15 protein-coding genes, 3 tRNA genes and 3 rRNA genes are annotated in these 24,479 nt (G+C 55.4%); 11 read left to right on the top strand and 10 right to left on the bottom strand.

What is annotated here, in order from left to right; all coding sequences use genetic code 11:
* The first annotated feature begins 230 nt into the window (after positions 1–230).
* The 6 genes from KORM41_RS17900 to KORM41_RS17870 all read left to right on the top strand — a co-directional run bounded on the left by KORM41_RS17900 (position 231) and on the right by KORM41_RS17870 (position 5,901).
* Positions 231–1,727 (top strand): 16S ribosomal RNA (locus KORM41_RS17900).
* A 251-nt stretch (positions 1,728–1,978) separates the two neighbouring features.
* Positions 1,979–2,054, top strand: a tRNA-Ala gene (locus tag KORM41_RS17895).
* 28 nt (positions 2,055–2,082) lie between these two features.
* Positions 2,083–2,159, top strand: a tRNA-Ile gene (locus tag KORM41_RS17890).
* Between the two features lie 389 nt (positions 2,160–2,548).
* Positions 2,549–5,293, top strand: a 23S ribosomal RNA gene (locus KORM41_RS17880).
* 176 nt (positions 5,294–5,469) lie between these two features.
* Positions 5,470–5,584, top strand: a 5S ribosomal RNA gene (gene rrf / locus KORM41_RS17875).
* Together the 16S, 23S and 5S rRNA genes with 3 tRNA genes alongside form the textbook arrangement of a ribosomal RNA operon.
* Before the next feature lie 240 nt (positions 5,585–5,824).
* Positions 5,825–5,901 (top strand) — tRNA-Met (locus KORM41_RS17870).
* A 279-nt stretch (positions 5,902–6,180) separates the two neighbouring features.
* Here KORM41_RS17870 and KORM41_RS17865 read toward each other — a convergent pair.
* The 3 genes from KORM41_RS17865 to KORM41_RS17855 all read right to left on the bottom strand — a co-directional run bounded on the left by KORM41_RS17865 (position 6,181) and on the right by KORM41_RS17855 (position 10,977).
* A complete protein-coding gene (locus tag KORM41_RS17865; protein ID WP_068151505.1) occupies positions 6,181–7,638 on the bottom strand; it encodes a hypothetical protein in 1,458 nt (485 codons plus the stop codon).
* A 205-nt stretch (positions 7,639–7,843) separates the two neighbouring features.
* Positions 7,844–10,321 (bottom strand): ABC transporter permease, encoded by a 2,478-nt coding sequence (locus tag KORM41_RS17860; RefSeq protein ID WP_068151501.1) that lies wholly within the window; start codon positions 10,319–10,321, stop codon positions 7,844–7,846.
* A complete protein-coding gene (locus tag KORM41_RS17855) occupies positions 10,318–10,977 on the bottom strand; it encodes an ABC transporter ATP-binding protein (protein ID WP_068151499.1) in 660 nt (219 codons plus the stop codon). Before KORM41_RS17855 ends, KORM41_RS17860 begins: the two co-directional genes overlap by 4 nt.
* Positions 10,978–11,103: 126 nt before the next feature.
* On the opposite strand from KORM41_RS17855, the gene KORM41_RS17850 reads away from it, so the two are divergent.
* The 3 genes from KORM41_RS17850 to KORM41_RS17840 are packed head-to-tail and all read left to right on the top strand — an operon-like array spanning position 11,104 to position 13,846.
* Complete coding sequence (locus tag KORM41_RS17850) at positions 11,104–11,775, top strand: response regulator transcription factor (RefSeq protein WP_068151497.1); 672 nt, start codon at positions 11,104–11,106, stop codon at positions 11,773–11,775.
* Positions 11,772–13,007: a sensor histidine kinase gene (locus tag KORM41_RS17845; protein WP_068151494.1), complete on the top strand. Its 1,236-nt coding sequence runs from the start codon at positions 11,772–11,774 to the stop codon at positions 13,005–13,007. Before KORM41_RS17850 ends, KORM41_RS17845 begins: the two co-directional genes overlap by 4 nt.
* A 53-nt stretch (positions 13,008–13,060) precedes the next feature.
* Complete coding sequence (locus KORM41_RS17840) at positions 13,061–13,846, top strand: alpha/beta hydrolase (RefSeq protein WP_068151493.1); 786 nt, start codon at positions 13,061–13,063, stop codon at positions 13,844–13,846.
* A 35-nt stretch (positions 13,847–13,881) separates the two neighbouring features.
* Here KORM41_RS17840 and KORM41_RS17835 read toward each other — a convergent pair whose 3' ends face one another.
* The 4 genes from KORM41_RS17835 to KORM41_RS17820 are packed head-to-tail and all read right to left on the bottom strand — an operon-like array spanning position 13,882 to position 18,921.
* On the bottom strand, positions 13,882–15,330 hold the full coding sequence (locus KORM41_RS17835; RefSeq protein ID WP_068151490.1) for a hypothetical protein: 1,449 nt from the start codon (positions 15,328–15,330) through the stop codon (positions 13,882–13,884).
* Positions 15,331–16,116, bottom strand: a complete 786-nt coding sequence (locus KORM41_RS17830; RefSeq protein WP_068151487.1) for an outer membrane lipoprotein-sorting protein — start codon at positions 16,114–16,116, stop codon at positions 15,331–15,333.
* Complete coding sequence (locus KORM41_RS17825; protein ID WP_068151484.1) at positions 16,113–18,707, bottom strand: efflux RND transporter permease subunit; 2,595 nt, start codon at positions 18,705–18,707, stop codon at positions 16,113–16,115. The genes KORM41_RS17830 and KORM41_RS17825 overlap by 4 nt, the downstream gene beginning before the upstream one ends.
* Before the next feature lie 10 nt (positions 18,708–18,717).
* Positions 18,718–18,921, bottom strand: a complete 204-nt coding sequence (locus KORM41_RS17820) for a YgaP family membrane protein (RefSeq protein WP_068151481.1) — start codon at positions 18,919–18,921, stop codon at positions 18,718–18,720.
* Between the two features lie 94 nt (positions 18,922–19,015).
* Between KORM41_RS17820 and KORM41_RS17815 the strand changes: the two genes are divergently transcribed.
* Positions 19,016–19,333, top strand: a complete 318-nt coding sequence (locus tag KORM41_RS17815) for an ArsR/SmtB family transcription factor (protein WP_197421255.1) — start codon at positions 19,016–19,018, stop codon at positions 19,331–19,333.
* 212 nt (positions 19,334–19,545) lie between these two features.
* Positions 19,546–21,570, top strand: coding sequence for a phenylacetic acid degradation bifunctional protein PaaZ (paaZ, locus tag KORM41_RS17810; RefSeq protein ID WP_068151478.1), 2,025 nt, complete (start codon positions 19,546–19,548; stop codon positions 21,568–21,570).
* A 38-nt stretch (positions 21,571–21,608) separates the two neighbouring features.
* Here paaZ and KORM41_RS17805 read toward each other — a convergent pair whose 3' ends face one another.
* From KORM41_RS17805 to paaN, 3 genes are all read right to left on the bottom strand, one after another.
* Positions 21,609–22,223: a TetR/AcrR family transcriptional regulator gene (locus KORM41_RS17805; protein ID WP_068151475.1), complete on the bottom strand. Its 615-nt coding sequence runs from the start codon at positions 22,221–22,223 to the stop codon at positions 21,609–21,611.
* Positions 22,224–22,327: 104 nt separating this feature from the next.
* On the bottom strand, positions 22,328–22,771 hold the full coding sequence (locus KORM41_RS17800; protein WP_068151472.1) for a PaaI family thioesterase: 444 nt from the start codon (positions 22,769–22,771) through the stop codon (positions 22,328–22,330).
* Positions 22,761–24,425, bottom strand: a complete 1,665-nt coding sequence (paaN, locus tag KORM41_RS17795) for a phenylacetic acid degradation protein PaaN (protein ID WP_068151513.1) — start codon at positions 24,423–24,425, stop codon at positions 22,761–22,763. The genes KORM41_RS17800 and paaN overlap by 11 nt, the downstream gene beginning before the upstream one ends.
* Positions 24,426–24,479: the final 54 nt, after the last annotated feature.

Genomic DNA, 24,479 nt, shown 5'->3' with positions numbered 1-24,479 from the left:
TTTGCTCTTTGACATTGTAGATTGGAAGGGAGATGTGGACGGTGGTCTGGTTGATCATCATCTATATTTTCCGACATGTTTCACTGGTTTTCGGACCGGTTGAAATAAGCAGTGACTAACTTTGGTTAGTCACGTCAGTGAATTCTTGAGCGCATATTTCGGTATGCATTCAGATTTTCTTGTTGTGTGAATTGATGATGGTTTTTAGGAACCATTTATTGGTTCCTGTTCAACTTGAGAGTTTGATCCTGGCTCAGAACGAACGCTGGCGGCACGCCTAACACATGCAAGTCGAACGCGAACGCACCTTCGGGTGTTATTAGAGTGGCGGACGGGTGAGTAACACGTGGGAATATGCCTTTCGGTAAGGAACAACGCTTGGAAACGAGTGCTAATACCTTATACGCCCTGAGGGGGAAAGATTTATCGCCGAAAGATTGGCCCGCGTTAGATTAGCTAGTTGGTGAGGTAATGGCTCACCAAGGCGACGATCTATAGCTGGTTTGAGAGGATGATCAGCCACACTGGGACTGAGACACGGCCCAGACTCCTACGGGAGGCAGCAGTGGGGAATATTGGACAATGGGGGCAACCCTGATCCAGCGATGCCGCGTGAGTGATGAAGGCCTTAGGGTTGTAAAACTCTTTCAGATGGGAAGATAATGACGGTACCATCAGAAGAAGCTCCGGCTAACTCCGTGCCAGCAGCCGCGGTAATACGGAGGGAGCTAGCGTTGTTCGGAATTACTGGGCGTAAAGCGCGCGTAGGCGGCTTAGCAAGTTGGGGGTGAAATCCCGGGGCTCAACCTCGGAACTGCCTCCAAAACTGCTAAGCTAGAATCCTGGAGAGGTGAGCGGAATTCCTAGTGTAGAGGTGAAATTCGTAGATATTAGGAAGAACACCAGTGGCGAAGGCGGCTCACTGGACAGGTATTGACGCTGAGGTGCGAAAGCGTGGGGAGCGAACAGGATTAGATACCCTGGTAGTCCACGCCGTAAACGATGGATGCTAGGTGTTGGGTAGCTTGCTATTCAGTGCCGAAGCTAACGCGTTAAGCATCCCGCCTGGGGAGTACGGTCGCAAGATTAAAACTCAAAGGAATTGACGGGGGCCCGCACAAGCGGTGGAGCATGTGGTTTAATTCGAAGCAACGCGCAGAACCTTACCAGCCCTTGACATACCGATCGCGATTTCCGGAGACGGATTTCTTCAGTTCGGCTGGATCGGATACAGGTGCTGCATGGCTGTCGTCAGCTCGTGTCGTGAGATGTTGGGTTAAGTCCCGCAACGAGCGCAACCCTCGCCTTTAGTTGCCATCATTTAGTTGGGCACTCTAGAGGAACTGCCGGTGATAAGCCGGAGGAAGGTGGGGATGACGTCAAGTCCTCATGGCCCTTATGGGCTGGGCTACACACGTGCTACAATGGCGGTGACAGAGAGCTGCTACCCAGCGATGGGGTGCTAATCTCTAAAAGCCGTCTCAGTTCGGATTGTTCTCTGCAACTCGAGAGCATGAAGTTGGAATCGCTAGTAATCGCAGATCAGCATGCTGCGGTGAATACGTTCCCGGGCCTTGTACACACCGCCCGTCACACCATGGGAGTTGGTTTTACCTGACGCCGGTGGGCTAACCTTTTGGAGGCAGCCGACCACGGTAGAGTCAGCGACTGGGGTGAAGTCGTAACAAGGTAGCCGTAGGGGAACCTGCGGCTGGATCACCTCCTTTCTAAGGATGGCGATGATCTAGTATCATCACCAACTTAGCATCAAGGCTGCACATGAGCCTTTCTCCAAGTCAACGGAGATAAATCAGGCAAGTCCTGTTTATTCAGGAGATCAGGCCGCCGTTCACATGTCCCTTCCAAAGAGATTAAGAAATACAGATACATAGGTATCTGCACGCCGGTTGAACTGTGAGTGAATGACCCTGTGCCTCTTGAGCCAAGCGCGAGCGCGGCGATTGAGACATCCAAAAATGGGGCCTTAGCTCAGCTGGGAGAGCGCCTGATTTGCATTCAGGAGGTCAGCGGTTCGATCCCGCTAGGCTCCACCATTCACCTAAACAGTGTTCGAGTTGGTGAGGGCCGGTAGCTCAGGTGGTTAGAGCGCACGCCTGATAAGCGTGAGGTCGGAGGTTCAAGTCCTCCTCGGCCCACCATCGCTTTGCGATGGTGATCCTCACTTTAGAGCTATTAGCGTGGCGAGTTTTTAATCTCTGTCAAACGGGAAACGAATTCCTCTTCGGAGGATGTAACGAGTTTGTTCTTTGAAATTGTGAAGATGTTGATTGCGTTCGTAACTGCCATAGGGCCCCTCAAAACCTTATGGCGATATGGTTACGAATTGGACCAGATAATTATCCTTATCTGGTCTGAAAATTAGGGTAAGGATTATGTTGTTTAAGGTCTGTCTGAAGGCAGCCTTGAGCGCGTTCCATGGGATCGCTTGCGATGCCTGGGACAAGACATAAATCTTATTTTCAATTTTGCATGCTGAGAAAAGTTCCATTCATTGATAGAGAGTTTTGCTCTCTGGATATGGAGGAGCTCTCAAGTGACGTAAGGGCATTTGGTGAATGCCTTGGCGTATGGAGGCGATGAAAGACGTGACAGGCTGCGAAAAGCCGTGGTGAGGTGCCAGTAACCTTTGACCCACGGATCTCTGAATGGGGAAACCCACCCTTAGGGGTATTCTATACTGAATACATAGGTATAGGAGGCGAACCCGGCGAACTGAAACATCTAAGTAGCCGGAGGAAAAGACATCAACAGAGATTCCCCTAGTAGTGGCGAGCGAACGGGGACCAGGCCAGTGTTATCTTTTGATCTACCGGAACCATCTGGAAAGTTGGACCATAGTGGGTGATAGTCCTGTACGGGAAAGAAAAGAAGATAGCCTCGAGTAGGGCGGGACACGTGAAATCCTGTCTGAACATGGGAGGACCACCTTCCAAGCCTAAATACTACCATACGACCGATAGCGCACCAGTACCGTGAGGGAAAGGTGAAAAGTACCCCGATGAGGGGAGTGAAATAGAACCTGAAACCGAATGCCTACAAGCAGTCGGAGCGGACTTGTTCCGTGACGGCGTACCTTTTGTATAATGGGTCAGTGAGTTAGTCTACTTAGCAAGCCTAAGCCGTTAGGTGTAAGCGTAGCGAAAGCGAGTCTGAATAGGGCGACTGAGTTAAGTGGATTAGACCCGAAACCCGGCGATCTAGTTATGGGCAGGTTGAAGGTGCGGTAACACGCACTGGAGGACCGAACCCACGTCTGTTGAAAAAGACGGGGATGACTTGTGACTAGGGGTGAAAGGCCAATCAAGCCGGGAGATAGCTGGTTCTCCGCGAAAACTATTTAGGTAGTGCCTCAGGTATTACCTACGGGGGTAGAGCACTGGATGGATGCGGGGGGCGCGAGCCTTACCAATTCTAACCAAACTCCGAATACCGTAGAGTAGAGCCTGGGAGACAGACTGTGGGTGCTAAGGTCCATAGTCGAGAGGGAAACAGCCCTGACCACCAGCTAAGGTCCCTAAATCATGTCTAAGTGGGAAAGCATGTGAGACGGCCAAAACAACCAGGATGTTGGCTTAGAAGCAGCCATCATTTAAAGAAAGCGTAACAGCTCACTGGTCTAATTAAGCTGTCTTGCGGCGAAGATGTACCGGGGCTCAAGACATGTACCGAAGCTGTGGATTTGCACATTAGTGCAAGTGGTAGCGGAGCGTTCTGTAAGTCTGCGAAGGTGTGGCGTGAGCCATGCTGGAGATATCAGAAGTGAGAATGCTGACATGAGTAGCGATAAACAGTGTGAGAGACACTGTCGCCGAAATCCCAAGGGTTCCTGCGCAAGGCTAATCCGCGCAGGGTGAGTCGGCTCCTAAGGCGAGGCCGAAAGGCGTAGTCGATGGGAAACAGGTTAATATTCCTGTACCTGGTGGAATGTGACGGATACCGTAAGTTGTTCTTCCTTATTGGATTGGAAGGGCCGCGAAGGTGTCCCAGGAAATAGCACCACCATATAGACCGTACCCGAAACCGACACAGGTGGGATGGTAGAGCATACCAAGGCGCTTGAGAGAACTATGTTGAAGGAACTCGGCAAATTGCCTCCGTAACTTCGGGAGAAGGAGGCCCAGCTTTAAGGCAACTTTTAGCTGGGGGCACAAAAGAGGGGGTGGCGACTGTTTACTAAAAACACAGGGCTCTGCGAAGTCGCAAGACGACGTATAGGGTCTGACGCCTGCCCGGTGCCGGAAGGTTAAGAGGAGGTGTGAGAGCACCGAATTGAAGCCCCGGTAAACGGCGGCCGTAACTATAACGGTCCTAAGGTAGCGAAATTCCTTGTCGGGTAAGTTCCGACCTGCACGAATGGCGTAACGACTTCCCCACTGTCTCCAACATAGACTCAGCGAAATTGAATTCTCCGTGAAGATGCGGAGTACCCGCGGTTAGACGGAAAGACCCCGTGCACCTTTACTACAGCTTCAGTGTGGTATTAGGGACAACATGTGTAGCATAGGTGGGAGGCTTTGAAGCAGGGACGCCAGTCCTTGTGGAGCCAACCCTTGAAATACCACCCTTGTTGTTCCTGATATCTAACCACGTCCCGTGAACCCGGGACTGGGACCCACTGTGGCGGGTAGTTTGACTGGGGCGGTCGCCTCCCAAATGGTAACGGAGGCGCGCGAAGGTAGGCTCAGATCGGCCAGAAATCGATCGTTGAGTGCAATGGCATAAGCCTGCCTGACTGCGAGACTGACAAGTCGAGCAGAGACGAAAGTCGGTCATAGTGATCCGGTGGTTCTGTGTGGAAGGGCCATCGCTCAACGGATAAAAGGTACGCCGGGGATAACAGGCTGATACTGCCCAAGAGCTCATATCGACGGCAGTGTTTGGCACCTCGATGTCGGCTCATCTCATCCTGGGGCTGGAGCAGGTCCCAAGGGTATGGCTGTTCGCCATTTAAAGAGGTACGTGAGCTGGGTTTAGAACGTCGTGAGACAGTTCGGTCCCTATCTGCCGTGGGCGCAAGAGACTTGAGAGGAGCTGCCCCTAGTACGAGAGGACCGGGGTGGACGGACCTCTGGTGGACCTGTTGTGGCGCCAGCCGCATTGCAGGGTAGCTATGTCCGGACGGGATAACCGCTGAAAGCATCTAAGCGGGAAGCCCCCCTCAAGATAAGGTCTCTCTGAGAGCCGTGGAAGACCACCACGTTGATAGGTCAGGTGTGGAAGTGTGGCAACACATGAAGCTAACTGATACTAATTGCTCGATAGGCTTGAAGAGCCCCTCCATAGACAGAGAGGAATACTCTTTGTCCTGGTTCCGGTATCGCCACGGCGATCCCATGAACCGCGCTCAAGGCTGCTGCAGCCAAGAGCGGACAGAATGGAAATACTTCAAAGCATGCAAGACAAAAACGCAATCCGGTAAGCACTGCTTACTGTTTACTCTTTTGTTGATCTGGTGGTTATAACAAGATTGTCCCACCCGGTCCCATCCCGAACCCGGAAGTGAAAGGTCTTTGTGCCGATGGTACTTCGTCTTAAGGCGCGGAAGAGTAGGTCGCCGCCAGATCTACAAAAGAGTAAAACATCGTCACAATCTCAAAAAACTAACAAACCGCCCATAAGGCGGTTTTGTTGTTTTAAGAGGGAACGCTCAGCCCTCGCCGGAAAACCGGCAGCCCTGAGCGCGCTTCATGTGAGCGAAGCCCGTTAGGGATCGCGAAGCGGAAGCAACATTTATGACGCGGGCCAAAAGGCGCATTGCACGCGAAAGCGTGCCGCACCAAGCACCCCGCGGAAATGAAATTGACGCGGGGTGGAGCAGCCCGGTAGCTCGTCAGGCTCATAACCTGAAGGTCGCAGGTTCAAATCCTGCCCCCGCAACCACTCAAAAGTCCCCTGTCACCTCGTGTGGCAGGGGCTTTTTAGTTCTTGCTGTGGGCATGGTGAATGAAACTGTGTTCGACCGTAGCGTAGCGAAGGTAATGTGAGGAGCGCAAAGCGCCCGCAACAGTAAATCCTGCCCCCGCAACCAATAAAACAAAGGGTCCCCATCTGGGGCCCTTTTGTTTTATCTGGTCCGCTCTGGTCCGTGAATGAACAAGTTGGTTCGGGCGGAAAAAAGTTAAGGGGCGGGCTGGCTAGGCCTAGAACGCCCCATAGATATTAGCTGCAAAAGTCCCAAAATGCCGGACACTCAAGCCTGGTGAATGGGCCAGTCGAGGATTGGACAAGATCTTCATAGCTCAGGACCCTGCCGCTATGTACAGCGGCGAGCTGTTTGATATCAAGTCCGTATCCATCCAATGCCGCCTTGAATTCCGCGTACATTTCGGCAGGGGCGGGCAAACCATTTTCAGCAAATGAAAAGAAATGGTCGGCGCTGAAGGCGAGCTTGGCATGCGGGATGTAGGTGACTAGGTTATGGTTTGCGTGCCAACTGGCGATATCAACCACCTCAACCAGCCCTTTGCCGTAGCTACTGCGATCACCTGCAATCAGGAAGCGGTCGGTGCCAAGATCAGTTGGCACTGCTGCGCGCACGGCATCGATATGCTCCTCCGCCACTATGAAGGTTGCGCCGAGCCTGGCCGCGTCCTTCAGCCCGGCTATATGGTCGTCATGATGGTGGGTCACAATCTGGTATCTCAGGGGCTTGTTTGTACCAGCGAAAGCCTTCACGGCGTTGAAGCGGTCCTCCAGCCCAGGGTAACCACCCGAGGCGATAAGATAGTCACCCGCGTCGACAAAAATTGAGAAACCGCCATTCTTGCCGGCATGATAGACACCGTCTGCCAACCGGCGGACTGCCATTTCGGAATCGTCCAGCATTTTTGCGGGCGTGCCATATGTTTCCGGCACGGTGTATGCGTCATCGATATCGGCGTTGAAGTCCAGCGATCTTGAGACCGTCAGGCTATCCGGTTTGCCGTCATGCATGACATAGGTATCGGCCGCAAACGTAAAGCCGCCCCGTTTTTGGTAATCACTAAATACATAGCTGTAGAAACTGTCAGGTTTTCTGCCGGGCCTGGTCATTTTGCTGATAAGGCCGCTTGCCTTGTCGACATATAGTGTGAACTCGGGGTAACCCTCTGGCTTGAAGGCTAGAAGGTGCTGGGGTTTGCCGCGATGGGTGTCTTCGCCTTTATAGGTTGCCGTAGTGCGTGCGTCCGCCAGCAACTTGACCAAGGCAATATCCAGCCGCCAAGAGAGTCCCCTGTCTGCGCGGGCAAAGCTGGTCCATGGGTCTTCGGAGGATGTTTGTGCCGTGTGCTGGATGCGGTATCCTTTTTCCCCATTGAAGAAGGCGTGCTGTACATAGAGGCCCTGCACATAGACCCCGCCAACAGACTGCATGCTCTTGCGGCTGTTTTTAAAATCGATTGTTGTGCTGGTTTGGTAGCTAACCTGGTCGATTTCGGACGGGATGCGGCTTTGTCCTTCGCGAAAACCCTTATAGGTGTCATTGATGCGTAGGGTTTCCAGTTGCAGCAGGGCGTCACCACCATAGGCAGCCACAGCCTTGTCTATTACTGCTTCTTCCTTGGCGTCGGCATAAGCGGCGAGACTGGTGACCATCAAACCTACTGAAATGGCCAGACGGGAAACTTTCAACTTCACGACATATTCCTCCTGCGTGTTACGGCTCGCTGGCTTGCTTTGGCCCGCGCCTTTTTCTTGAGATGCACAGCTAGAGGTGGGTAATAATACCCGCTACTGCATTGAGGTAAAGTGAGTGACACGTGCGACCAGCTGTGAGGCCATACAGGTGAGATAATGGGAAGCCCCTGGTCAAGAGCCAGGGGACACCCATTTGTAGGATGGTCTACGCCGTCAGAAGGTCACGAACAGACGACTGCAGGGACTGACGGCAGGCCAGGAGCCCTACCAGGCAGACCACGCTGACCATGATGGCCATAGTCGCAACAAGCCACACAATGTCCGGGTCATAGGTCAAGCCGAATTGGGCTTGATACATCAGTTCCCCGGATATCCAGGTGCCCGTGATGGCGCCTGTGGCTGCAATCAGGGCTGTAAGGCCCCAGTCATAAAGATTAAGGCGCAGGCACTCAGCGCGTTTTAGTCCCATGCTCATGAGAAGCCCGTTTTTCTGGCGGTCGTCTGCGCTGAAGCCGCTGATGGAGGCCGCTAAAACGAAAAGGGCCAGAAGAAGCGTCATGCCGGCATAGCCGCTGGTGACCTTGGTTATGACTGCAAGCGTCTGGTCGAAACGGTCGGTCAACTCTTTCAGCGACACAAGGGCTAGTGTCGGGTGGGCCTGCCAAAGCCGTGCGAGGTCATTCCAGGCCTGTTCCGGCAATTCCATGCTGCCCATGTAGCGTGTCGGGGCATCGATATGTGCGCGGGCGGCATAGGGTACCTGAAACCAGAAAGTGATGGACCCACCGCCAGGCTTGAACGCGTGGCTGGCCACAAGGCGGAATTCATAGAGCTCGCCTTCAATCTGATAGGTCAGGGTGTCGCCATACGCGAACCCCATGTCGGTCATTACTTCAGGTTCAGTAGAAATCTGGCGCCAGTCGTCCGTGCCCTGTTGCCACCAGGAGCCACCAGCCAGGCGGTTGTTTGCAGGCAGGGTGTCGCTCCAGCTCAGGCGGATCGGGTTCTTGAGCGAGGCAAGCGTATCGCTTGGTTTCTGCATATAATCCGCCAGCCGCTCTCCGTTGACAGCAACCAGTTGGGCAGAGACATAGGGGCGAAGTGTGCGGACCTTGCTGCCGGTCTCTTTGGCCCACTGATGAATGGCTTCTGTGTGGTCCTCGAGGGCTTCAGAAACCAACAGATTCCCATCATGGGAACGACTATGGCCTTCAACCATGGCGCCAAAGTCACGCATCAGCATCAGAGTGAACAGAAGCAAGAGACCGCAAAGCCCAAGTCCCATCACCTGCGCCGACTTGGCGAACAGGCGCTGGCGCATGATGAAGAAAGCAAATGGCAGCAGGCCGGCCCGGCGCTTGCCCCAGGTGTCCCCAAGCCTGACGATAGCCCAGGTGAGCAGGATCATCAGAAGCATTGCGAAAACAATGGCAGTCAGCGTCATGCCGGTCAGAAGCCAGTTGTCGGAATAGGCGGCTGCGAGGATGGTCACAGAGATCAACCCCATCAACAGCCGTGGCCAAACATAGTGGCCTTCGGAGGTGCTGCGGATCAGACTAAGGAGGGATGCCCGCGTGAGCTGAACAAAGCTGGGCACTTGCAGCGCCAGTATCAGCGCAAAGAGCAGCGCTATTGTCTTGATTGCCGCAAGCGGGTACCAGCCTGTGGCCAAACCTGGAAAATATGACTGCATGTCTGTGATGATCAGAGTGTGGGCAAAGACGGCGACGGGACCGGCCATCAGCACACACATGATGAAACCGAAGAGCCATTCTCCAAGTGCCATCAATATGCCGGTACGCCTCAGTGTGCCGAAACTGGCGTAAATTGCCAGGCGGTAGCGCATTTTCGCAAGCCAACGGCGGTTGGTCATATCCAGCGCGACGGCACCGAGGAAAAACAAAATGACCGAAGCGAGGCCCAGGAAATTTTCTGTCCGCTTCCAGAAGCCGGCAAGCGGGTGCTGCCCGCCATATTTTTTTATGATCGAGGCGCCGGGAAGGGCCTTCGTGGCCCAGGCCTCAATTTCCTCCTGCTGGGTTTGGTTCGCAGTTATCAGGTAGCGGCTGCGCCCTTTACCAGTGCCGACAGATGTGCCCTCAAGCGTGGCTCCATGGACCATGGCCCGCATGGCCACGCTGTGCCCTTCCAGGATGCGGTCTGGTTCGTGGAACAGAATTGCGGTGACAATCAGGGTCGATTCGCCAAGTGTGAGAGTATCCCCAACATTCAGGCCAAGCTCGGTGACGAGCCGGGGTCCAAGCCAGACCTCCCCCATGTCGGGGCCGTGCGTGGCCGGGCGCTGGGTCCCTGACTGGCTGCTGCCGATTTGCAGCGTGCCCTGAAGGGGGTAGGCGCTGTCTACCAGTTTCAACTGGGCCCGAGCCCACTTTTCTCCGTTGGTCAGGGTAATATCGGTCAGGGCTGTCGTTGATAGGTCCCCGGCCATGCCTTGCAGTGTGTCCAATTCTGCTGTGGCGAGCGGACTGTGGGTTTCAATCACAAGGTCAGAGCCCAGCATCTGGTCCAGGTTATCTTTCAGGTAGGCCTGAATGGATGCGCTGGTAAGCGTCAGTGTCAACAAAAACACAAGCAAGACGCTCTGGGTCAGCATGCTGATACGGCCATCTGCGTTTGAGAGGTCGCGGAGGCTGTTTTCCATCATCAGTTTAAGCTTGGTCATGCTGCCGCCTCCAGTCGCCCGGCTTCAAGATGAAGGCTGTTTTGCGCCTTCAGTGCCAACCGCTTGCTGTGGGTTACAATCACAAGGGCACACCCGGTCTCGGCTGCGCAATCGAACATCAGGTTTGAGACGCTTTCAGACGTGCGGGCATCCAGATTGCCTGTGGGTTCGTCGGCGAAAATGAACCGGGGGCTGGATACAAAAGCCCGGGCGACAGCGATGCGTTGCTGTTCACCGCCGCTCAATTGGTGTGGGCGGTGCCTGGCCCGGTCCTTGAGGCCAACCTTCCCAAGCCAGTTTGCGGCGATATCAAAAGCGTTCCTGTTGCCCTTGAGCCTGAGCGGCAAGGCCAGGTTGCCGATGGCGTCAAGCTCAGGCATCAGGTGAAACTGCTGGAAAATGAAGCCGGATCTGGCCCGCAGGGCAAGGGCATCAACTGTGTCACCGTCAATGATAAAGCGCACAGAACCACTCGCCGGCGTTTCAAGGCCGGCGGCAATGGAAAGCAGGCTGGATTTCCCTGCGCCCGATGGGCCGACGATTGCCAGTGTCTCTCCTGCGCGGATGGTGTGTGAAAGATCGTGAAACAGCTCAATGCGTTCTTCTGATGTGTTAAAATGGTGGCTGATATTGTTCAGCTCGATTGTATCTTGCATGGATGCCTCCTGTCGCTTGCCAAGACATAAGGCGCGCAATGTCAAATGAAGGTGAAACGCATATTTGACGTTCGTTTGACATGCCTTGGGGGATGGTCTTTGATCGTCAGAGAGAGGGGCATATACATGCGCATACTGATCGTTGAAGATAACCTGGATATTCAGGCCAATATCGCGGATTACCTTGAGGATGAGTATCTACTGGATTTCGCCTACAGCGGCGACCAGGGGCTGGAGCTTGCCATAGAGGGCAGCTACGACGTGATCGTGCTGGATGTGATGCTGCCCGGGCGCGACGGGCTTGATGTATGCCGGGCATACCGTCAGGCGGCGGGGCTTCAGGCACCCATCATCATGCTGACGGCGCGCGACACCATTGACGACAAGGAGGCCGGGTTTGAGGCTGGCGCCGATGATTATCTGGTTAAACCGTTTTCGCTCAGGGAGTTGAAGATGCGGATCGAGGCGCTGGCGCGGCGTCCGAAAAACCGTAGTACCCCTAAGCCTTCTTTTGCCGGTCTTTCCCTTGATGTGGTTGCATTGACTGCCCAGGCGAATGAAGTCAGCGTGTCACTTCACGAAAAAGAAGCCAGGGTCCTTGCGCTTCTTCTGGACGCAGCACCTGAAGTCGTCAGCACTGCAGATATTAGCTATGCCTTGTGGGGGGATGAACCGCCGGAATCTGGTGCGCTTAGAACACATATTTATAATCTCAGGAAGGCGGTTTCGGGCCTGGGCTTGCCGGACATGCTGAAAACCGTGCGCGGCAAGGGCTATGCCCTGAAGGAGGAAAAATGACATCGTCCCCCCGCCGTGTCCGTGGCATGATCATGCGCACCTTCGTGGGTGCTCTTGTCAGCAGCTTTGCCGTTTTTACCATAATGGTTGTGTTCTTCGGCTTCACGCTTGAGGACGACATCTTTGAACTGCAGGTAAGCGAAGCCGCGGACAAGTTTCTGGCAGGAAACCCCAGTCCGTTGGCGGATAACGGAACGCTGGCCGGCCTCGATATGACCTACTATGTCGGTTTGGAGGCGATGCCCGCCTGGCTGCGCGCCGAAGTGGACCCAAGCTACCGTAATCGCCCGTTTGAAGTTTTCGGCAAAGAGCATGGCCATTTCCATGCGCTTGTGCGGACGATGGCGGATGGCAGGAACCTGTATGTTTTCTTCAACGCCCGGCCTTTCGTTCAGTCAACGCCGCAAATCAAGGGATTCCTTGTGGTCATTGGCGGCATGGCTGGGCTTGGGCTTCTGCTGTCGCTTTTCTTCCTGAACAGGATGAGCCGGAAGGTCTCTGGCCCGCTTGAAGGCATGGCCGCACTCTTGGCGAATGGCGAAAGCCTTGCCGGGCGCGTTGACCTGCCGCCTGAGGCCCCGCGCGAGCTGCATGCGTTGGCTCAAGCCATCGAGGAAAGGGACCGTCGCATTCAGACGCTTCTCGAGCGGGAGCGCCAGTTTAACCGAGATGCAAGCCACGAGCTCAGGACACCGCTTGCAGTCGCTTACGGCGCAGCCGAAGTGCTGGAAGAGAAACAAAAACCCAGCGCCGCGCTCACCCGGTTGAAGGGTGCTATCAAGGACATGCAGCAGTTGACAGAAGGCATCCTGTGGCTTGGCCGGGACCCAGGCGGTGCACATAGTTGCGATATCGGGGCCGTATGCGCGGACACCATCAAGGCCTATCGGCATCTGGTTGGCACGAGGGATGTAGTCGTCAAAGTTGAAGGCGATGAGGGCGCACTGATGCCCGTTCCTGAGGCTGTGGCCCATGTGATGGTTGGCAATGTGCTGCGCAACGCACTTTCCTACACGGACCGTGGTTCGGTAACGGTTTTCTTTGGCAAAGACATGGTTGAAGTCGTTGATACAGGAGTTGGTTTCGGTGGCGCCGAACCATCGCGTCAAGGCTTCGGCGTGGGGCTGACGCTTGTAGAGCGTCTGTGTTCCCATTTTGGCATCGCCTTTGATGTCGCGGCCCGAGACGAGGGAGGCACGAGGGCCGTTCTGACCTGGCGCAATGGCGTTTGACACCGGTTTGACAGATGCCGCGCTAGAAGGTCTCCGGAAAGGAGACTTTAACCATGAAAACCAAATTAATAAGACTATATGCCGCCATTGTTGCGGTCATGACAGCGACCACAGCCAGCCTCGCGGGGACCTATGTCCAGCAGCTTGGCTATGATGCGCCGGACGGTAACCGCATCACGGGTTTTATCTATCAGTCAGAGGACACCAAGAAAGATGCGCCGCTCGCGGTTCTCATGCACGGACTGATGGGCTCTAGCCTTTATTGGCTGGCGGAAGACAACCTGATGTATGGCGATGATGTGACGGCGGAGCTGATCGAGCGCGGTTTCCGAGTGGTTGCCCTTGATGCCCGAGCCCACGGTGCGCGCATCGTGGATGATAAGCCCATCGTCTATGTGAAAGCGGCCCGCCGGGGCAACAGTGCTGCCTATGAGGCCATGATTACCAATACAGTGAAGGACTATCAGTTCCTGCTGGATAAGGTTCTGAAAAAATACGCCAAAACCAAACAGGTGCTGGTGGTGGGCTACAGCATGGGGGCACAAATGGGCACCCTTCTGGCAGCCCAGGATGATCGGGTAACCCATCTGGTGACCATGGTGCCGCCGGCTGTTCGCAATGTGCCCGCAGTCTCGCCCATTCGTTTTGCACCTAGTATAAATATTCCTTGGCTATTGATTACTGCGGAACGGGATGAATATTCCACCGGCAAGCAGAATGCAGAACTTATTGCTGCGGCCGGTCGTGCGCCCGAAGCCGTATCCTTTGACAGCAAGCATGTGCTGCCAGCCGCGTATGTTCAAACGGTGGAGGGTTGGCTGGGCCAGATTACGCAGTAACCGCCACTTTGGCTTGCCACGCTACAGCTTTTCATTCAGAAGCTGTAGCGCACGGCGGCGAAGATGTTGCTGTTGCGCTCGAACTGGCCGAAGAAGTTATAATCATTCTTGCCGATGAACCAGTTGGCACCGCCTTCCAGAAGCCAGGCATCCGTCAGCTTGTAGCTGACTTTTGGGCGCAGGTAGGCATCCTGGTCTGATGGGCTATAGTATGCGAACAGCGACCATGTCAGGGTCTGGTTCATGGCCAGTTTTGTCAGCCGTGCGGTCAGGACGTGGCGGTTCTTGTCCTTCGCGGCAAAACCCGCAGGGAGGGTGGTGCGGTAGGCGTCATAATCAGCCATATGCTCCAGATAATATTGCACAGAGCCCGTCAGCTCTGACGCCAGTTCACGTTCATATCCGGCAAGGAAGCGGAACTCCCCATTAGGCACAAACGGGTTGGTGCCAGCATTGTCACCCCGGCTGTCATAAAAGCCGATCTCGATGTTGGTGATGCCGCTGAACATGGGTTTGCGAAGGCTGGCGCCGTAGGTTCTGAGGCGCGGGAAGGTGGCCTGGCCCGAGACCGGGTCCATGCTGTTCGGGCTTTTCTGGTAGCCGTCATAGAAATAAACTGCCACTTCCGCCGCGCCGATATTACGGTGCAGGCGCAGGGCGATTTCATCTTCGCTGAACCAGCTGTCGGGACGGTTGGCGTTCACCACTGCATTCCTGCCAACAACGCTGTTATACCCCGGATGAAAATAAGAAAGCCGCCTGCCATCGATATAGCGATCGGCGTCAAAACGCGGGGTATAGACCACATCCAGGTTGGCGAAATCGCTGAACATGGCCAGCTTTACGGCGTCAGATGGCGCCTTCAGGTATTCTTCGTCCCGGCCGATGAAAAAGGCATTCCAGTCCTTTGGGAACATGTCGTTGATGAACAGAAGGTCTCCCGTGCCCCATGTCAGGACCTGGCGGCCGATTTTGAGGTCAGCGAAGCTGGTTGGCCGCGCGAGGAAATTCGCCTCCCGAAGGTCGATGGCACCGCGGCCACTCTCCAGGCGCGGTTTGTAGCTGCCCGCCACCGGGTCAAACAGCAGGTCGCCGGTCACGGAAAGTGTGCCCAGGCTGAAGGCCTTTTCAAACGATAGCTGCAGGCGCGCTTCGGCAATGGAAGCCGCTTTCTGGTTCGGGTCTGATTGCGTTCTGAACCCCAGCCGGGTCTCAGCAAAACCTGTCAGGTCAAGGCCATGGAAACCGCTGTCACGGCTATCCATCTTGTTAGCCGCGTCAGTGTCAGGTGTGCCGCCAAGGCCGGGGGGCAAGGATGGGGGGGCTTCCCCGAACAGCCCTGGCGGCAACGCTGGTTCTTCTTTCTTTTCCTGGTCTTTCGTGTCTTCCAGCCCTTCAGGCAATGGGGGAGTGACTGCGTCAAACGCAGCTGCCGGAACGGCCAGTGCCAAGGACACAAGAAATGGAAAGAAGAGGCGCGTCACTTAGCGAAGCTCCCTGCGCGGTGGGTTCCTCAGGTAGCGTTCGCTGAAAATGTCTTCATCGATACCTTGATCGTAGCTGACATCCGAATAGCGCATCTCGGTGGATCCACCGATACGGCTATCGGACATGCGGGCGGCAGTCACTGTTGGAATGCCGTTTACCATGTCAACCTTCAGGGCGTCATAGGTGCGGTAATTTTCGCCCTGTTCGTCAAAATATTTGATCTGCACAGGCAGGAAAGTGGCCTTGTGGATGTAGGCGATATAATGGTCAAACTCGACCGCGCCTTTGTCCTTTGGCGTGTTCTTCAGCACATAGTAATTGTCGGTTTCTTCCACCAGTTCGTGGTTGTCCTCTTCCGGTGACCGGCCAGAGACATCCTCATAGAAGAAGTGCGACCCTACAAAGCTTGTGCGCTCATCGCTGGCGGCGATGCGCTTGACCAGATCAAGCGCGGGCAGATACATCCAGCGGTCGTCGTCCGCTTCCGGTTTTTTCCAGACCATAAAAACGGTTTTGGCAACGTCTGCGGGGCCGCGGAAATAAACATAGAATTTCTGCGCTGCGTCATCCGGCTCGCCGTCACGCCTCAGAATCGTGAATTCTCGCGTGCGGGTGCGGCCCTGTGTGTCAGTGATGGTCATGGACACTTTGGCCTTGCCGTCAGCACCCTGATAATAGGCGGCGTGGTTGGCTTTCGCCACGACCTCATCCACGGGCATGGCGAAGGCGCCAGAAGTCAGGGCTGTCGCAAGGGCGAATGTGGAAACCAGTTTTTTCATCATGCTTCGGCTCCATCTTTTTTGGGGAACAGATATTTCTGCAGGATTGTGATCAGGCTTGGCAGCAGCAACAGCGTCACGGCACCCGCCAGCAAAAGGATGGCAGAGATAAACACACCCACCGTCTGGTAGGGCACCAGGGGTGCGGCCAGCAGCGGCAGGAAGCCAACACCGATCACAATCACATTGCGGCTGATGGCGCGGGCGGGCTCACCGAACACGGTACTGATGGCATCGCCCCAGTTGTTGCCAAACCGGCTGGCGATCTGGCGGCTGCGGGCCAGGAAGTGGATGGCATAGTCAACCGCGAGGCCAAGGCTGAGTGCGGAAAGGACCGCCACAGGCATGTCATAGTCCTTGCCGATGAGGCCGATGAGGCCATAGATCACCAGGATCGTCACACTAAGCGGCAGCATGGCAAGCACGCCCCACAAAGGTGACCTGAACAACACAGCCATCATCACAAGGACGATGATGAAGCTGCCTGCGAAGGCCTCCAGCATGCCCGCGACCATTTTCTCCTGCCACACCACATTGATGTAGGTCAGGCCGAACCAGTTGTGCGTCAACCCCGCTGGCATGGGATTGTCTGCGACATAAGCGTCAACCGCGTCGACAACAGCTTTCATGTCTTTGTTGTCGCCGCTCGTAAGCTGCAGCCAAATGTTGGTTTCACGGTAATCCGGCGTCACAAAGTGCCACAAGTCTTGCGGACGGTGGCTGCTTTCATACGTAAGCAGGGTTTGCGCAACTGCGGCCGAAGTGGCTGGCAGGCGGTACGCCGCTTCATCATCTTCATAAAGGGCGCGGTGGACGGTTTTGACAACATCCGTAAGGGCATTGGTTTTGCCCACAAGGCCGGTGGTCAAGAGGTGGGCTTGCAGCTTTTCAATATAGGCCAACACATCCGGCCGCTTGAAAATCTCACGCGCCTGCAGTTTGGCGTCGATGCCTGTGATGGCGCTGTCGAGCGCGTCCCAGTCGGCATCACTTTCAACAGCGTCTTGCGCGGCATAAAGCATGGACTTGATATCTGCGGGGGTGGTCTCATCCGATACGCGGCCGTCAAGCGCCGCCCGTGCCACTGTCGGCATGTCTGCCATCAGGGACTGTGCGGTGATCGGGGCTTCGTCGCTAGCCGGGCCCAGCGTCAGGTACGCCATATAGGTGCCTGCGAAGCGTTCGTTCAGCGCACGGTCCGCTTCGCGGATCGGATGGTTTTCAGAGAACCACTTCACCGGGTTGTCGTTGATCTGGATCTTGCTGATGCCGTAAAGGGCGCCGGTGGAGATCAGCAGTGTCAACAGGACAAGCAGTTTGGCGCGGCCAAAGGACAGGCGAGCAATACCTGCCATGGTACGGTTCAGAAGGCCGCTTTCCTCGCCGGCATCACCGTGGCCGAAGTCTGAAAACGAGCTTTCGTTCATCAGCATGATATAGGCGGGCACCAGCGTGACCGTAAGAATCCAGGCCATGAATACGCCGATGGCAACAAACACACCAAACACCTGAACAGGCGGGATCGGCGTGAAGGCAAGTGACGCGAAGCCCGCACAGGTCGTCAGCGTGGTGAAGAACATGGGCGCGGCCAGTTCTTCCATCACCGCGCGTACGGTCTTGCCCCGGTCGCCTGTTTCCTTATATCGGTCGAAAAAGTCCGACAGAATATGCACGGCATCCAGGACGGCAATGGGCATAATGAAGATGGGGATCATGCTCGACATGATGTGAACCGTGTTGCCGGTGGCGACCAGAAGGCCCATTGTCAGGATCACAGCAATCATAGCCACGATCATGGGGGCCGCGATCAGCTTCAGGTTACGGAAGAAATACCACATCAGGGCAAAAATCAGCAGCATAGCCATAGGGGCGGAGATCGCCATCTGGACGAACATTTCAACGCCGAACTGGTCTTGCGCGACCGGCAGGCCGGTGATGTGATAGACATTGCCGCTGGTGTGCGATGCGGTGGCTGCGCGGATTTCCTCGGCCAGGGTATAGCTCAGGTCTTTTGAAGCAATCGGGATATAAAGCGCCAGCGCCTTCCTGTCGTCCGAGACCAGCGTGTTATCGAGAAGCGGGATATGTGCGGCCTTCTGGGCCACGGCCTTGGCATCGGCTTCAGAGGTCGGTGCAGACTGCATCAGCCAGTTGAAGCGCACGGCTCCAAGGCCTGCCTGTTCGATATTATCGACAGTGGACGGCGCAATGATATCGGCTGTGATGATGCCGCTGCCATCTTCATCTGGCATCAGGTCGAGCGATTTGACGGTTTCCGTAAGGCTGTAGATATCAGCCAGGGACTGCTGGTTGAACACACCGTTTGGGTTTGCCTCGTTCACCACGCCAACAACCACCATGTCATAAAGGCCGAAGGCGGCCTTCTTTTCATTGTGGAAGACACGCACCGGCTCGTCCGCGGAAAGCATATTCTCCGGGTCGGTGTCGATCTTGAGCGGGTTCAGAAAGCCGGGCGCATAATTTGGCGCCAGGCTGGGCAGCGCCACAGCGACGATCAGCAATAGACTGGCGAGTGATGCAAGCCAGAACCAGTGTTTAGGGCGCTTTACGGCGTGTTCGGATAGTGCCAGCATTTCTAAAACCTTATTTGAATGCTTCGCCAGGCTTGAAGCCAAGCTTTTTCAGGATCATGGCCAGGGGGCAGAAGCCAGTGAAGGCCGCCTGAAACATGTTGAGCCCGACAAAACCAGTCAGGATAAACCAATAGGGGTGAACCAAAAGCCCCAGCGCGAGGCTCAGGAGAATCATGAAGCCTGCGAATGCGAAAACAGTCCGATCGATATTCATCTTGTCACCTCGTTTTCAGTTTAGTATTATCTAATTTAGAACATACTAATTTAGCAATAGCTAAAATAATAAAAATAACTGGAGAGTCAAGACAGTGACTGCAAACTTGGTAGACTCGGAAATCCCATTTGACGCTGAGGGGTTCGAGCGCGCATTGACCCTCATCAAATCGCTCGATAACCGCAATCGGCTGTTGATATTGTGCATCTTGTGCTACCGCGAGGCAAATGTTTCAGACATGGCGTCGGCTTCGGGTCTGAGCATGTCAGCCGTGTCCCAGCACCTTACGGTGCTGAAAAATGCAGCCCTGGTGACCAGCCGCAAGGAAAGCCAAACAGTGATCTACAGCCTGGCAAGCGATGAGGTCCGCCAGATGATCGGGCTTCTAAAGGATCTGTATTGCGCGGCCTGATTTGGGTGCCAGGGTGAGGGCGCTTCCGCCTGACAAACTTCATTCTGACAAACTTCATTTTCTGATTGCCCGATGAGGGCGGCTGTCATGCTGCCAATATCTCCCCATCTGATGCATGCGATTAAATGATTGACTGATCGGTCAGTTAATTATTACAGTTATGATCTGGAATTATACCGGGATTCGGTATTTCAAACTGATAGGGAAGTAAGATGATTTTGGGAAGTTTTGCTGAAGGCCGTTGGCACAGGCCTGCCGGTGGCGGCGCACCTCTTTATGACGCATCGACGGGAGAAGTAGTTGCTGAATGCAGCAGTGACGGTCTTGATTTCGGGGCGATGGCGGCTTTCGCCCGTGAAAAAGGTGGCCCAGCCCTTCGGAGCAAGACCTTTCACGAGCGGGCCTTGATGGTGAAGGAAATCGCCCAGCTCTTGAACGAGCATAAGGACGAATTCTACGACCTTTCCTACAAGACGGGTGCGACAAAGGCAGATACTTGGGTCGATGTGGATGGCGGTATTTCCACCCTGTTCGTCTACTCCTCAAAAGGTAGGCGGGAGCTTCCGAACGACTATGTGCTGGTCGACGGCGATGTCGAGCGCCTTAGCCGTGGCGGCAGCTTTCTGGGGCAGCATGTGATGGTGCCCCTGCAGGGCGTGGCCGTTCACATTAACGCCTTCAACTTCCCCGTTTGGGGCATGCTGGAAAAGCTGGCGCCGACGCTGATTGCTGGCGTTCCTGCCATCGTCAAGCCGGCTTCGGCGACCGCCTACCTGACTGAAGCTGTCGTGAAGCGCATCATTGAAGCTGATATCCTGCCGGAAGGCGCGCTGCAGCTTATCTGCGGCGGCACTGGAGATCTATTGGATCATATGACCTGCCAGGATGTAGTGTCCTTTACGGGGTCAGCCGATACTGCAGCCAAACTCTCTAGCCACCCGGTGCTGCGCCGGGAAAACACGAGCTTCATTGCCGAAACAGATTCGCTCAATGCCAGCATTCTTGGACCGGACGTTTCTCCCGACAGCGAAGAGTTTGAGCTGTTTGTGAAGGAAGTAGCGCGGGAGATGACTGTCAAGGCGGGGCAAAAATGTACCGCTATCCGGCGTGCAATTGTGCCTGCAGCACAACTTGATGCCGTGGCGGCAGCGCTGAAGGAGCGGCTGCAGAAGATTACTGTTGGCGACCCGCGCAGCGAAGGCGTCCGTATGGGCGCGCTCGCGAGCCGGTCTCAGCGCGATGAGGTTATCCAGCGGATCGGCGAACTGGCAACAGAGTGCGACATCATTCTGGATGGCCGGAACGCTTTTGATCCGAGTGAGCCTGGGGCGTTTGTGGCCCCGACGCTGATGGTTTGCCACGATCCGCTCAAGAAAGAGCTTGTGCATGCGGTGGAAGCCTTCGGGCCTGTTAGCACCTTGATGCCATACGGTGATTTTGACGAAGCGATTGCCCTTGCCAACAAGGGCCATGGCAGCCTTGTGTCATCGCTGTTCACACGCGATCCTGAAACCGCAAGGAAAGCCCTTCTGGGCATTGGGGCATATCATGGCCGGCTTTATGTGGTTGACCGCACAAGTGCGGGCGAGGCCACGGGGCATGGTTCTCCGCTGCCGCACATGAAACACGGCGGCCCAGGTCGGGCCGGTGGCGGCGAAGAGCTGGGCGGCATTCGCGGCGTGACACATTATATGCAGCGTGTGGCGGTTCAGGGATCACCCGACGTTCTCACCGCAGTGACGCACCGCTGGGTACCTGGCTCAACGGAGGCTGATTGCAAGCCGCATCCGTTCCGCAAGAATTTCGCTGAAATTCAGATTGGCGACACCATCCATACCGCCCCGCGGACTGTTACGATGGAAGACATCGAGCATTTCGCCAATTTCACCGGCGATACCTTCTATGCCCATATGGATGAAGAGGCGGCGGCCGCCAACCCGTTTTTCGGCAAAAGGGTGGCGCACGGGTATCTGATGCTTTCCTTTGCGGCGGGCCTGTTCGTAGACCCGGATCCAGGGCCGGTACTGGCCAACTACGGCCTTAACAGCCTGAGCTTCATGCAGCCCCTTTTCCCTGGTGATTCCATGAAAGTCCGCCTGACCTGCAAGGAGAAGGTGGAACGGATCGGGTCTGACTACGGCGAAGTGCGCTGGGATGTCGAGATTACAAATCAGGACGGGGATATCTGCGCGACATATGAGCTGCTGACCCTGAACGCGCAACCTGGCACCTACTAGGGTCGATGGAGCCTGCTGGCCCACTGGTTTCCAGTGGGTCAGCTTTTGAAATCATCCTCGCCGAGCGATGTGATTCCCGCTGTGAAGATGCGGCTGGTCAAATGGGCGATGGCCGACGAATTCAGAACGCCGTCTGGCTTGTACCACATGTGGGTCCAGTTGATCATGCCCAACAAAAGCATCCCGATGGCTGTCTTTGCCTGCTTTTCCTGCAGGTCTACATCCACCATCTGATCAAGCGTGTCGGAAAAGGCTTTTACGACCTTGGCCTGCAGGGCAACGATATGTTTGCGCTGTTCGTCTGTCAGCGACCCAAGTTCATTTGAAAGAACGACGTGCTTGTCTGACGCGGTTTCATACAGGTGCATGAATTCCTTGAGGATTTCGCTCAAGCACTCCTGTGCCGGCAGGCCCTTTGCCAACACTTCGTCTGCGGTGGCCAGCAGGTCCTGAACATGGTCTTCCATCGCGTGATAGAGCATTTCCTGCTTCGAGGAAAAATAGTGATACAGCAGGGATTTTGAGATTTTACACTCGCGCGCGATCTGGCCAATAGAGGCTTTGTGAAAGCCTTCCTGCGAGAAAATGCGCGTCGCGGCGTCAAGGATCGCCTGTTTCCGCTCATCATAATCCGGTGATTGTGGACGCGCCATGTTTGGTAAAGCCCTTGTTCTTCGTTAATACTGCGAGACAGTAGCAACTGTCTTGGTGGTGGTCCAGAAGACTTCTGAAAACCCGGTGCATATGACCGGGTCTTTTACACCAGTAGCTGATTTGTGCTGGTTGCAGTAGCAATATGTGTTCCTGCGCTGTCAAGCAGCTGCGCTTCACAAAAGGCGATGCGCCGCCCGAACTTTACCAGCCGTGCTTCGGCCAAATAGCTACCTGGCAGGCAGGGTCGAAAAAACTGCATCTGGAGATTGGTGGTGGCGACCGCCGTGTCTTCCGGCACGCGGGCCATCACACTCATGGCCATGGCCAGGTCCAGCGCTGCCGTGACAATGCCGCCCATGACGACGCCATTGTCATTGAGAAAGTCTGTGCCAAGCACAAAGCCAGCGGTCAACGTGCCGCTATCGGCATCATAGTTTTCGATTGATGTGCCCAGCATCAAGGTTACAGGGCCGCCATTCAGGGGTGTCCCGAAGGTGCCGCTTTCAATCGACTCGCGTATCGCGTTCCAGTCTGGATTAGCCTGCATTGTGCCGGACCTCCACGATATTGAACCGGCCCGCAATAAAGGCATTGTCTGTCAGGCTGGCATTGGCGGCGGGGTTGGCCCCGCTGCCATGGAAATCGCTGAAGGCAGTGGCCTGGTTGACCATCAATGGCCCAGTCAGGTTGCAGGATAGCGACACGCCGGCGTCAACGGCCGTTCTGGTGACCTTGTCAAGAACCTCAGGGTTCGTGCTGTAGGCGCCGAGTGTCATGGACCCGCGGGACCTGACCAGCGTATCGATGCAGCCGAGCGCATGGTCGGTATCCTCCGTGCGGACGATATAGAATATCGGTCCAAACTGTTCCTGACCGTAGGCTTCCACCTCCGAAGCTTCAACAATGCGGCAGCTTGGTGTGAAACAGCAATTGGGCCCGCCCTCAATGGTAACGCTGCGCGCTGGGAGTGCCAGTCCTGGTTGTTGCTGGATGTCTTCGACGCGTTGCCTGACGTCGTCATTAACGATGGCGCCCAGAATGCTTGCGGCCCGCTGGTCATCCGCGAGGAGGTTTGAGACTGCTTCGGTGATACGGTTGACGACGTCACCGAAGTCAAGGTGGCCTTCATTGGTCTGGATGCCGTCTTTCGGCACAAACAGGTTTTGCGGGGTTGTGCACATCTGCCCCGAATAGAGGCTGAGCGACAGGGCGAGGTTGGAGGCCATGCCGCTGATATCGTCTGTGCTGTCGATCAGGATGTTGTTGACGCCAGACTTTTCCGTGTATGTGCGCGCGCCGCGCAGGGCTTCCCTTTCAACCCTGTTGCCGAACGTTGCACTGCCGGTGAAATCGATGATGCCGATGGCCGGGTGGGTGACAAACGCTTCGGTTGCTGGGTTCTCAGAAGTGTCGACCGCAAGGGTGACAACATTCGGGTCAAGGCCAGCTTCCTTCAGGACGCTGCGCAGAACCTCAACTGTAATCGCAAGCGGCAGGATGGCTTTTGGGTGCGGCTTGACAATCACAGTGTTCCCGGTGGCGAGGGAGGCGAAAAGACCAGGATAGCTGTTCCATGTCGGGAAGGTGTTGCATCCAATAACCAAGGCGATGCCCTTGGGTCGGATATGGAATGCCTTTTCAACAACCAGCGGCGGCCTTTTGCCTTGGGGTTTGTGCCAGGTAACCGGGCCCGGCACATTGCCCATTTCCTGATAAGCATAGACCAGCGCTTCAAGACCGCGGTCCTGCGCGTGCGGGCCTCCAGCCTGGAAGGCCATGGCAAAGGCCTGGCCTGTAGTGTGTTTCACCGCATGGCCGATTTCAAAGCTGCGGGCATTCAGCCTGACCAGGGCTTCGGTCAGTATGCCGATCCTTTCACCGATGGATGTCGCCGCCCAATCCCGAGCAGCCGCTTTGGCGGCGCCAACTAGGGCATCCGGGCTGGAAGCAGGGTAGCTGATATCCAGTGGCAGGCCATAAAGGGCATTCTCATTGCCGATCCAGCTGCCGCTTTGGGGTTGGTCGATCACGAACTTCTTCCCCAGAAGCTTCATGAAGGCTTGTTCGCCATCGTCCGGCGCGGACTCACCATAGATGCTGCGTGACGGAATCTCCGAAAACGGGCTCCAGAACTGTCTGGATTGCGCTGCGGCAATCGCTTGCTGGAGCAGGTCCCGGTGGCGGTCAAAAAAAGGCGTCACATTCAATCTCGCTATTTTCTATTTTGAAATCAGTTGGTTAGATTTCATCTCTTG

Source organism: Kordiimonas lipolytica (assembly GCF_001550065.1).
Note: the sequence above shows the minus strand (reverse complement) of the source record. Positions and strands in the feature narration are given on the sequence as shown.

Bases quoted from the DNA above. Each gene is read 5' to 3' on its own strand.
- KORM41_RS17855 (WP_068151499.1), bottom strand. From the start codon at position 10,977: ATGCAAGATACAATCGAGCTGAACAATATCAGCCACCATTTTAACACA.
- KORM41_RS17850 (WP_068151497.1), top strand. From the start codon at position 11,104: ATGCGCATACTGATCGTTGAAGATAACCTGGATATTCAGGCCAATATC.
- KORM41_RS17845 (WP_068151494.1), top strand. From the start codon at position 11,772: ATGACATCGTCCCCCCGCCGTGTCCGTGGCATGATCATGCGCACCTTC.
- KORM41_RS17840 (WP_068151493.1), top strand. From the start codon at position 13,061: ATGAAAACCAAATTAATAAGACTATATGCCGCCATTGTTGCGGTCATG.
- KORM41_RS17825 (WP_068151484.1), bottom strand. From the start codon at position 18,707: ATGCTGGCACTATCCGAACACGCCGTAAAGCGCCCTAAACACTGGTTC.
- KORM41_RS17860 (WP_068151501.1), bottom strand. From the start codon at position 10,321: ATGACCAAGCTTAAACTGATGATGGAAAACAGCCTCCGCGACCTCTCA.
- paaZ (WP_068151478.1), top strand. From the start codon at position 19,546: ATGATTTTGGGAAGTTTTGCTGAAGGCCGTTGGCACAGGCCTGCCGGT.
- KORM41_RS17830 (WP_068151487.1), bottom strand. From the start codon at position 16,116: ATGATGAAAAAACTGGTTTCCACATTCGCCCTTGCGACAGCCCTGACT.
- KORM41_RS17820 (WP_068151481.1), bottom strand. From the start codon at position 18,921: ATGAATATCGATCGGACTGTTTTCGCATTCGCAGGCTTCATGATTCTC.
- KORM41_RS17805 (WP_068151475.1), bottom strand. From the start codon at position 22,223: ATGGCGCGTCCACAATCACCGGATTATGATGAGCGGAAACAGGCGATC.
- KORM41_RS17800 (WP_068151472.1), bottom strand. From the start codon at position 22,771: ATGCAGGCTAATCCAGACTGGAACGCGATACGCGAGTCGATTGAAAGC.